At 58.6% G+C, this 10,160-nt stretch carries 10 protein-coding genes and 1 pseudogene; 3 read left to right on the forward strand and 8 right to left on the reverse strand.

From position 1 onward, the window contains the following. Positions 1-236 precede the first annotated feature (236 nt). Positions 237-785 (reverse strand): annotated as a pseudogene (locus tag ACR0MS_RS20205) (IS6 family transposase); the annotation flags it as partial. A gap of 189 nt (positions 786-974) precedes the next feature. Further along, the gene (locus tag ACR0MS_RS20210) at positions 975-2,741 is read right to left on the reverse strand and encodes a PQQ-dependent methanol/ethanol family dehydrogenase (protein WP_480578082.1); all 1,767 of its coding nucleotides are present in this window, start codon (positions 2,739-2,741) and stop codon (positions 975-977) included. A 161-nt stretch (positions 2,742-2,902) separates the two neighbouring features. Here ACR0MS_RS20210 and ACR0MS_RS20215 point away from each other — a divergent pair, with 161 nt between their 5' ends. Continuing rightward, complete coding sequence (locus tag ACR0MS_RS20215; RefSeq protein ID WP_480578079.1) at positions 2,903-3,472, forward strand: hypothetical protein; 570 nt, start codon at positions 2,903-2,905, stop codon at positions 3,470-3,472. Between the two features lie 85 nt (positions 3,473-3,557). On the opposite strand, the gene ACR0MS_RS20220 is transcribed toward ACR0MS_RS20215, so the two are convergent. The 6 genes from ACR0MS_RS20220 to ACR0MS_RS20245 all read right to left on the reverse strand — a co-directional run bounded on the left by ACR0MS_RS20220 (position 3,558) and on the right by ACR0MS_RS20245 (position 8,280). Beyond that, positions 3,558-4,097: an SEL1-like repeat protein gene (locus tag ACR0MS_RS20220; RefSeq protein WP_480578076.1), complete on the reverse strand. Its 540-nt coding sequence runs from the start codon at positions 4,095-4,097 to the stop codon at positions 3,558-3,560. A 75-nt stretch (positions 4,098-4,172) separates the two neighbouring features. Then, positions 4,173-4,964 carry an ABC transporter permease gene (locus ACR0MS_RS20225; RefSeq protein ID WP_480578073.1) on the reverse strand — a complete coding sequence of 264 codons (792 nt, stop codon included), beginning with the start codon at positions 4,962-4,964 and terminating at the stop codon, positions 4,173-4,175. Next, positions 4,961-5,680 carry an ABC transporter ATP-binding protein gene (locus tag ACR0MS_RS20230; protein WP_480578070.1) on the reverse strand — a complete coding sequence of 240 codons (720 nt, stop codon included), beginning with the start codon at positions 5,678-5,680 and terminating at the stop codon, positions 4,961-4,963. The genes ACR0MS_RS20225 and ACR0MS_RS20230 overlap by 4 nt, the downstream gene beginning before the upstream one ends. Continuing rightward, positions 5,677-6,123 carry a cupredoxin domain-containing protein gene (locus tag ACR0MS_RS20235; RefSeq protein ID WP_480578067.1) on the reverse strand — a complete coding sequence of 149 codons (447 nt, stop codon included), beginning with the start codon at positions 6,121-6,123 and terminating at the stop codon, positions 5,677-5,679. The genes ACR0MS_RS20230 and ACR0MS_RS20235 overlap by 4 nt, the downstream gene beginning before the upstream one ends. Positions 6,124-6,145: 22 nt before the next feature. Next, on the reverse strand, positions 6,146-7,108 hold the full coding sequence (locus tag ACR0MS_RS20240) for a YVTN family beta-propeller repeat protein (RefSeq protein ID WP_303958662.1): 963 nt from the start codon (positions 7,106-7,108) through the stop codon (positions 6,146-6,148). Positions 7,109-7,113: 5 nt separating this feature from the next. Continuing rightward, positions 7,114-8,280, reverse strand: coding sequence for an ABC transporter substrate-binding protein (locus tag ACR0MS_RS20245; RefSeq protein ID WP_480578064.1), 1,167 nt, complete (start codon positions 8,278-8,280; stop codon positions 7,114-7,116). Between the two features lie 157 nt (positions 8,281-8,437). On the opposite strand from ACR0MS_RS20245, the gene pedF reads away from it, so the two are divergent. Both pedF and ACR0MS_RS20255 read left to right on the forward strand, forming a co-directional pair. Then, entirely contained in the window at positions 8,438-9,118 is a 681-nt protein-coding gene (gene pedF / locus ACR0MS_RS20250) for a cytochrome c-550 PedF (RefSeq protein ID WP_480578061.1), read from the forward strand. Positions 9,119-9,136: 18 nt separating this feature from the next. Next, positions 9,137-10,033 (forward strand): substrate-binding periplasmic protein, encoded by an 897-nt coding sequence (locus tag ACR0MS_RS20255; protein ID WP_480578058.1) that lies wholly within the window; start codon positions 9,137-9,139, stop codon positions 10,031-10,033. The last annotated feature ends 127 nt before the right edge of the window (positions 10,034-10,160 follow it).

A 10,160-nucleotide genomic window follows, 5' to 3' on the forward strand; every position in this document is an offset into this window, starting at 1 on the left:
CCACAGTGCACTGGGCTATCGCCCGCCAGCACCTGAAACCATCATCCCAATGGATTACAGGCCGACGATGCACTAACAATCAATTTGGACCAGTCAGATGAGGCTGCTCAGAAGTAAACAGCGTACAAAACTGCATCCTTGGGGAAGTGACAGCCCTTTAACGAAATCATGCTGAAACCTGTTGGAAAGCAATACGCGGACACCAAAAATCGAAATCTACACGCCCGTCAATCCAGACCCAAATTTCGCGACACTTCCCTAAAACGGTGATCCTGTTCGACGATGATATTAAGGTATTTCCGCCTCACCATCTCAATTTGGATCGGGCAGCCAAAGCCTTTGAGCATTTTGTTTATGGCCTTTTTGCCGGCGGTGTTGGCGCCGCTCTTGTCGATCACAACCTTCCTCGGCAATCCATCGATCCCCAACATACCGGCGAAGAATTTGGTGGCGGCTGGTTTGTTGCGACGCTGTGAAAGCATTAAATCAAGGGTCTTGCCGTGCTTGTCGACGGCTCGATAGAGGTAGACCCAAGCGCCTTTAACTTTGATGTAAGTTTCGTCCATTCTCCACGAACGATCACATGGCCCTTTGCGGCGACGTGCTGCCTCAGCGATTGCACCAGAAAACCACGTTACCCATCGGTTTAGAGTGGTGTAATTCACTGAAACACCGCGCGCGGCCATGATTTCTTCCAGACCCCGGTAAGACACACCGAATCGGACATAGTAAAACACCGAAAAGAGAATAACATCCTTCGGATATTGAGCGCCTTTGAAGGAGATCGTGAGCTGGCTTTCAACTGATAATACGGTTGGCCAGTCATCGCCTAACCTGCCAAGCTCAAATGGTCAAAACTTTGCAACAGAACCGGCTAATGCGCCCGGTATTTTGGCCGCATGGACAGCGCGTCACAAAACGAAAGACGCGCGCCCGTTTTAGGCGCGCGTGATTGTTGTTCGGTCAGGCAATAATCAGTTCGCCGCGGCCAGTTCTTTCGGCAGGCGGAAGGTCCACAAGGTACCGCCCTGGTTCAGGTAGTTGACCTTCTTGGCCACTTCACCGCCCCATAGCGGAACCGCGCCGCCCCAACCGGAGATGATCGAGACATACTGCTCGCCATCCTGCTCCCAGGTCACAGGCTGACCGACAATGCCGGAACCGGTCTGGAACGACCACAGTTTCTCACCGGTTTCGTCATCCAGCGCGATGAACTCGCCTTCGGGGGTGCCGAAGAAGACCAACCCACCAGCCGTGGTCATCACGCCCGACCACAGCGGAGCGTCGTTCTTGTATTCCCACTTCCACTCACCGGTATCGGGGTCGATGGCTTTGAGCGAGCCGATGTGATCTTCGTAGTTCGGCTTGATGGTAAAGCCCGCGCCCAGATAGGCGGCACCTTTCTTGTAGGTGATGGGCTCATTCCAGATATCCATGCCCCATTCGTTCGAAGGCACATAGAAATTGCCGGTGTTCTGCGAGAACGACATTGGCATCCAGTTCTTGCCACCCAAGAAGGACGGCGAGGCAAAGATGACCTCACCCTTGTTGCCATCTGCGGCGGCCGCCGGATCACCGGGACGGTTGTCTTCGACAAAGATCGGACGTCCGGTCTCATCAATACCGTCGGCCCATGTGATGTCCTTGACGAAGGGCGTGGCAGATACGAACCCGCCATCTTCACGGTTCAGCACATAGAAGTACCCGTTGCGGTCGGCGGTTGCATAGCGCTGATTGCCCTCGCGGTCGGTATAGGCGACGACTTCGTTTACACCGTCATAATCCCAGCCTTCGCGCGGCGTGGTCTGGAAGTGCCACTTGATGTCGCCAGTTTTGGGGTCGATCCCGATGCGGCTGGCGGCATAGAGGTTGTCGCCCTTGTTGCCTTCGGTGGGGGTGCCCGCATCGCGCAGCCAGCTATTCCACGGGGCCGGGTTGCCCGCGCCGAAGACCAGCGTATCGGTGTCAGCATCGTAAGAACCGCCCAGCCAGGTCGCGCCGCCGCCGGTTTTCCACATGTCTCCGGGCCAGGTTGCGTTCAGCTCACCTGTCATGGTGCTTTCTTCGCCGTTCAGCGTACCCATGTGGCCTTCGATAACAGGGCGTTCCCAGACCAGATCGCCGGTGTTGACGTCCCGTGCCTGAACCGCGCCGACGATGCCGAACTCACCGCCCGAGTTGCCGGTGATGACCAGGCCATCAACGATCAGCGGGGCCGCCGTGTAGGAATAACCCGCCTTGTAGTCGGCAATCTTGTCACGCCAGACCACATCGCCCGTGTCCTTGTTCAGCGCCACGATCCGCGCGTCCAGCGTGCCGAAAATGACCTTGTCGCCGTAGATGGCAGCGCCCCGGTTGACCACGTCACAGCAGGGCAGAATGCCTTCGGGCAGGCGCGCATCGTATTGCCAGACCTCTTTGCCGGTCTCCAGATCAATCGCATAGAGGCGCGAATACGATCCGGTGATATACATCATCCCGTCATAGATCAGCGGCTGGGTTTCCTGCCCGCGCTGCTTCTCTCCGCCAAGACTGAAGGCCCAGGCCGGAAGCAGGTTCTTGACGTTGTCCTTGTTCAGCATGTCCAGCGGGCTGTAGCGCTGCAAATGCCGACCCATCCCATTGGTCACGACCTGAGTGGTGATCGTTTGGTCATTGGCCAGATCGTCTTCGGTAACTTCTGCATAGGCTGCGCCGGTTGCGACAATGCTCGCAGCGGCGGCCATGATAAACCGGTTCATCGGTATCCTCCCTAGACTTATGTCTTTCCTCCACGCCGAATCTCCGACGCGTCGGGATTGTTGGCGAGAGTATTATTCGCAGGCAGGCACCGGTGTTGGAATTGCACATTGGTCGTAGGGCGCAACCGACCGATTTCAACTAAGTTGAGCCATCTCTTTTGATGCGCGAGGCAATGATGCGGCGGCATTTCACTTGGTTTATCCCTGCGGTCTTGATCTGCACGCAGCTTGCGCTGGCCGATCCGCTGTCGGGGCAAAAGGCCATTTCTCTGATCGACGGAGAAGGCAACAAGATGTTGATCGGAAACGTGACTTTCGAACCCAGGGGTGACGCCACAGCCTATCAGATCGACCTGAGTGCAGGCCCATTCGCAGATCATTTCCTGTCCATGCGTCCGTTTCGCTGTCTTGAAGGGCCAGACAAACACTGGTGCCATGTCCCATATCCTTATGCCTTACGGCGCGAGGTCTCCGACGACGATCTGACCGATCTGGAATACGACCTGCTGTTTATCCACAAGGGTGCCACCGAATACGGCATTGATATGTGGAACGGGGTCTACTACCGCCTGCAGCGCGATGGCGACCGTCTGATCGGGCAGTTGCACGAAATGGATATGGGGATCCTGTCGGCTCCACCCGAAGACGGAGATCTAAGGCCCGTATCCGAGGTAGACATCCACGAGGCCGATCCCGAAAGCCACTGGTTAACGCAGGTCGTGATCGACTGATCAGAGGTTGGTTGCGATTTGGAAAATCCTGCACCATCGGGCGCCCGCGCCTTTTCAAGTGCCCGACTACGACACCTCACCAAACTCAGAACAAGGGCGCGTATTTCCACTCATCTGCATCCGGCGTGACCTCATTCGGATCATAGCCAGACTCTTGCAGACGTTTGGCGATCTTCAGGCCATCGCTTGCGGCTTCATCGACATAAGCGCGGCCCAGCTCGGGGTCTTGTGCCACACCGTGACCGCGCAGCAGGTTCAGGCCGTAATTGAACTTGCCGACCGGATCGCCCTGATCAGCGGCGCGCTTGTCCCATGCGGCAGCGGCATCGGGATCATAGTCACCGCCCAGCCCGTTATTGTCCAACTGCCCCATCCATGTCATCGCACCGGTATACCCGGCATTGGCACAGCTTTCGAACAGCTTGCGCGCCATCTCATGGCGGCCGGATTTGGTGATGTAATAGCCGGTCGCGCAGGTCGTCATGTCGGTGACGCCGTTGTCGATATTGCTCATGACACGGCCAAAGCCCGTGTCCTGCGGGTTGAGTGTGCCGAACTCATCCTCGACCGTCTGGGCCGAGGCAGCCGTGCCAAGCATCAGCAAAGTAAGTGCGATACGGATCATGAAAGAAGCCTCCGTTTGGCGGCCATCTTAGCGCATTTGGGGGCACATTTCACCTCTGCTATGGTCGTAGGCCGCTCAGCGAACGGGGCGTTTGATCCCGCGGGCAGGATCATACCCCCATAGCGCAAGTCCTAAAAATACCAGACCGGCAAGGATGGTCCAGCCGAGGGCCCCGCCGTTGAACTCACCATAAAGCGCAAAGCGGATCAGCTCGACCGCGTGGGTAAAGGGGTTGAGCGCGCAGATATCACGCAACAGGGCTGAGCTTTCGGCCATCTTCCACAGCGGGTAAAGGGCTGAGGACAAAAAGAACATCGGGAAGATGACAAAGTTCATCACGCCCGCGAAATTCTCAAGCTGCTTGATGGCCGAGGACAGCGCCAGACCCAGCGCCCCCAACATCAGCCCGGCAATGATCAGCGCGGGAAAGACGCACAGGTATCCGAACCACGGCATATCAATGCCGTAGATCGCCGCCACCGCCAGAAATGTATAGACCTGCAGGATCGAGATCGTGGTACTGGCCAGCAGGCGGCAGAACAACAGCCACCATCGCGGCAGGGGGCTGGTCAGCAGCAACCGCATCGACCCCATCTCGCGATCATATACCAGCGAGAGAGAGCTTTGCATGCCGTTAAACAACATGATCATACCGCACAGACCGGGCACGATGTAGATTTCATAGGTGATGTAGGTCTGATATGGCGGCGTGATCGACAGGCCCAGAGCCGCACGGAAACCGGCGGCAAAGACGATCAACCAGACCAACGGGCGTACCAATGCCGCGATGAACCGGCTGCGCTGGCGGACAAAGCGCAGTGCCTCGCGGATCAGGATTGCGCGCAGGGCGATTCGCGCGCCGGTCATGCGGAGGCTCCGGTCATCGACAGAAACACCTGCTGCAAGGGCTGGTCGCCCGTGATGTCGCGGCAGGTGCCTTGTGTCAGCATCTTGCCCCGATGCAGGATGGCAAGCTGATCGTCGGGGGTGATCTCATCGGTCAGATGGGTCGCCCATAACACGGTCAGCCCATCCTGAGCCGACAGATCATGCACATGTTTGGTAATAGCGCTGCGCGCGGCGGCGTCCAGCCCCACCGTCGGTTCGTCCAGCAACAGGACCGAGGGCGCGTGTATCAGACAGCGCGCGATCTCCAACCGTCTGCGATGGCCGCCATTCAGATCGCGGGTGCGTTCGCCTGCGCGTTCGGCCATGTCCAAACGCTCCAACGCGGCGGCGATGCGGGTCTCGGCGGCGCGACCTGACAGGCCATGCAAGGCGGCAAAATAGCTGAGGTTGCGATGAACCGTCAGGTCCAGATCCAATGTCGGCTGCTGGAACACAACTCCGATCTGCGCCAAGGCCTGACGGGGCTGTTTCGAGATATCGAACCCCGCCACCTCAATCACCCCCTGCGCGGTGGTGAACAGGCGGGTCAGCAGGGAAAACAACGTCGATTTCCCCGCACCATTGGGCCCTAGCAACGCGCAAAACGCGCCCTGAGGGACATGAAAGCTCACGTCATCAAGGGCGCGTTTGTCGCCATAGGCGTAACTGATATTGCGGACCGAAAGCCCTGTCACTTAATGGTAATCTCCAGCCGCTGCGTTTCGCCGGTGCTGCCCGGCACTTTCAAATAATAGCTGCCCGGCTTGATCGCGACAAAGCCTATTTCCATCTCGCCCGCCTCGTCAAACTCAACGGAGTCGACACCCAGAGGCCGGATTTCCAACCCTTCAACCACGATCTCATCCACCCAGATCGCACGGAAGAATTCCGGCCCGACCAAAGCCAGTTCCTGACTGCCGTCGCCCTGAATTTCGAACTCATAGTAGGTGCCGGATTTCAGTTCCCATGGGGCCTCGGCCAAAGGCACACCAGCAGAGAGCGTGATCGGAGGTAGGTCTTCCTTGTTCTTGGCCGACAAAATCCCTGCCAGACCAAAGCCATCGTCATCATCGTCGGCCAAAGCTGCGGCGGGCAAAGCCATAGCGATCATCGCGGCCACGCATATCAGTTGCTTCATCTCTTAAGTCTCCTCAATCTTATCAGTTGGTTGGACGGAAGGCCGCGCCCCAGGGGAAACGCCCAACCTTGATCGTCTTGATCGGTTCGCGCTTGGCCACGTCGATCACGGTCACATCGCCGGATACGCCGTTGGTGGTGAACAAAAGCGACTTGTCGGCGTTGAAATCCATGTGCCAGACGCGGCGGCCCACGAGGATGTAATCCTCAACCTCATAAGTTTCGGCATTCACCGCCGCTACATGGTTCGACGGCCCCAGCGCGACAAAGGCGGTTTCATCGCCATTGGACAACTCAAACCCCACGGGTTGCACCCGGTCGGGGTGGACGCCTTCGACCTCAAACTGGATCTTGGCCTTTTCGGTCTGGGTCTCGACGTCGAACACGGTGATGGTTCCGCCGATTTCCGAACTGACCCACAGCTCGGTCCCGTCCTTAACGAATTCCGCATGACGCGGGCGGGAATCGACCAGAGTGTTGGCGAACAGGTCCTGCGTTTCCGTGTCGATCCAATGGGCCATATTGGTGGTCTCGGACGTAGTGATGGCGATCTTGCCATCGGGCGACACCGCCATGCCTTCGGGTTCGATCCCCACGTCGATCTGCGCAATCACCGTGCGCGATTCCGTATCGACCACCGTAGTGATCGCGTCATCCTCGTTGGCGATATAGAGATGCTTGTCATTGGGATGCAGCACAAATTGCTCCGGGTCCTCGCCCGAGGGCAAATCGTGCAAAACCTCGCCGGTTTCCGGGTCCATTACCTGAACCGAGTCACTGTCGGACGCGCAGATATAAAGAACCGAGTAGTCCTTGGAGAACGTGATCCCGCGCGGGCGTTCTCCGGTTTCAATGGTGCGGATCACCTCAAGCGTTTCTATGTCGATCACGCTGAGCGTGTCGTCCTTTTCATTGCTGATCCAGATCTCATCCGCAGTGGCCGGAGCGCAGAGCGCGGTTGCTGCCAGAAGTGCTGCTAGTCTCATCGCTGTTACTCCTTAAATGCCTGACACTGGCTTTCGGCTTCATCAATGCCCAGCGTATCCAGTTCGGTGCGTTGATGCAGGAACCCTTCCAGCGGGGCCATCGCAACCACGGCGCGATCCGTGACCAGAGGGATTGGCTGCCGCAACTGGCCGTTCCAGGCCCGGAAGTTCATCGCGCGACCTTTGAAGCCCGCCAGTTCAAAATCATCCGACAATATATAGTCCCGAAGAACTGCCGGATCGCCCGATTGCGTCCGCGTCACCGCCTCACCCAAGACCCGGTAAGCCGCCCATGCAGCATAGTCCTTGGGGCGCATCGCCCGCCCTGCCTGATCTGCAAAACGGTTCTGCATCTGCACGGCGCCCCATTGTTCGACCACGCGCGACCAAGTGACGGGCTGCAACCCCTCTGACCCGGCAACCGGGCGCGGCTCCCACGTGTTATAGGGGATGTAGCGGCCGAAATCGTCCAGCTCATCAGCGACAAGCAGCACGTCATAGTCGCCGAACTCCTGAGTAAACAGCGGCACCTCTTGCGCTGCGTTGCGCCGCAGATCGGCATCAAACACCCATGTCTTTTCCGCTTGCAGCTCCAGCCGGAATTTTTGCAGCGAGTGTTTCAGCGCCGCGGCAAAGGCCTGATCCCACGGATGCTCGCCCGAGATCAGGACGATCTCATCCCACCGGCGTTTGACGAGGAACTGCGCCAGAGCGTCGGTGCGCATCACGTCGGATGGAAGCGTGTGCAACAGGTTGGCGCGGCACTCGGCCTCGCGCAGCGACAGGTCTGGGGCCGAGGCGTTAAACAGCACCGCACCCGCCGCTTCGGGCAGATCAGCGACCTCAAGCTGCGCTTGCGCGGGTGCGTCCAGAATGACGAACGGGCTGTTGGCCAAAGCCTGCCGCGCGGCTTGCGCCCAGTCTCCGCCCTCGGGGACCGTGGTCACCGTCAGATCATATTTGTGACCCAGAAACTTGGCCGTGGTCAGGTTGTCGGCCAGGCCCAGCTCGGCCCCCGCCACGCCCAGATCTTCGGGAATCGGGTCGAGGTTTGACAGGACCGGAGGGCGCTCAACTTCTTGCTGCAGGTAGGTCACTGAAATCGCGACCTCGGCCCGCGCAGCGACGGATGTCAGCGCCAAGGCCGCAAGGACAAAAGAAAATCTGAACATGTCTGCGCCTCCTCCCCGGCCCTAAAATAAAAAGCTGCTCGAAAATGGGAAAGCCATTGGACCTTAGTCGCAGATTTGGCCCATCTGCAACCAAGGTCGAATGTCGCGATGATTTGGCCTGCGCTATGACCGGGAAAAGCATCAATAGGAGGATGAGATGCGTTCTGGTTTTTACAGCGCGGCGCTTGCGGCATCGGTAACAGCGGGAATGGCGCTGGCACATGGCGATGTCGCGCCCCAGCCGGTGAATACGGATGCCCTGCCCGATGTAAGCGAGGACTGGTTGACCGAAAACCCCTATCGCGATCAGGGCGAAGAGGTCTGGCAGGCTGCAATCGAAATCGGCGATTCCGGCTATAACCAGAACTGCGCGCGCTGCCACGGTCTGGGCGTCGTGTCTGGCGGCCTGGCCCCCGACCTGCGCTATCTTGAGGCCGAAGAATACGGCGACGAATGGTATATTGAACGCTTCCGCGAGGGTTATACCCAGAACGGAATCACCAAGATGCCTGCCTTTGGTGATCTGCTGGGTCAAAAGGCAGCTTGGGCCATCCGCACCTATATCGAAACCCGCCCTGATGACGGCGCGTTGGACGATCATTCGGACCGGTTGAAGGAAATCCGCGACCAGCTTGCGGCCATGGCCGAGGGCGCGGATGGGGACCCAGCCGCCCTGCAATCCGAACTGACCGAGATCGCGGGCACCATTGAAACCGGCTCGGGCGCGCCTGTGGCTGACTCGGTAGCCCTGCGCGCTGCGGTGCTGATCTCGGGCGATACCCCGGATTTCGAACAAGCGGCCGAACAGCTGACTATCGGATTGTCTGCCGCGCAATAGAACGGCAGATTGGGGCACATGATCGGACGCCATTTCATTTTCTCCCTGTTGGTCGCCGCCCTGTCCACCGGGTCGGCTCTGGCCAGGTGTGAAGATCATGTGCCTCAACCCAAACCTCAGAATGCCAGCCGAGATATCGTGGGGGCTGACCTCGACACCATTATCGAGCGCGGCTATATCGAATTCGCCGCCTATGAAGATTTCGCGCCGTGGTCCTTCGAGAGGGATGGCAAGATACAGGGCGTCGATATCGAAATCGGCAAGCTGATCGCGCAGGATCTGGGGGTCGAGCCTCGGTTCAATCTGGTTGCGGCGGGGGAAAACCTTGAGGCCGACCTGCGCAACTGGATATGGAAAGGCCCGCTGATCAACGGGCGCGTGGCCAATGTCATGCTGCACATTCCCTATGACAGCGACTTTGCCTGCCGGGTCGAACAAGTGGTGTTCACCGGCCAGTATCATGACGAGGAAATCGCCATCGCCTTTCGCCGCGATGCCTATCCCGAAGACCCTCCGGTTCCGGCTTATTTCCGCTTTGACACCGTCGCGGTCGAAAACGATTCGATTGCAGATTTCTACCTGTCGTCTTTTCCAGGCGGGCAACTGTCGCGGAATGTCAGCCGGTTCCCAACCGCAGATCAAGCGATGGAGGCCCTGGCCGCAGGCGAAACGATGGCCGCAATGGGCCCGCGCGCCCAGCTTGAGGCCGGGCTGACCCCTGATCTGGATATTCACACCCCGCCGCTGCCGGGTTTTGCCGTCAGCACCTGGACCAGCGGTGTGGCTGTGCATTTTGCCTATCGCGGCCTCAGTTATGCGGTCGATGATGCGATCTATGCGGCGCTTCAGGACGGCCGCATCGCAAAAATCTTTGAGGATTACGGGCTGACCCACACCCCGCCGGAACTTCGTTGACTACTCCCAAGGTCTCATAGGCACCGCATGGATCACGGCGTAGCTTAACGAAAATTTTTGGAGGGAGTGAGATGGAGTTACATGACAGCCGCGTCATTGCGGCCCCACGTTCCAAGGTCTGGGAGGC

It is taken from the genome of Ruegeria sp. CJ2, from assembly GCF_056536745.1.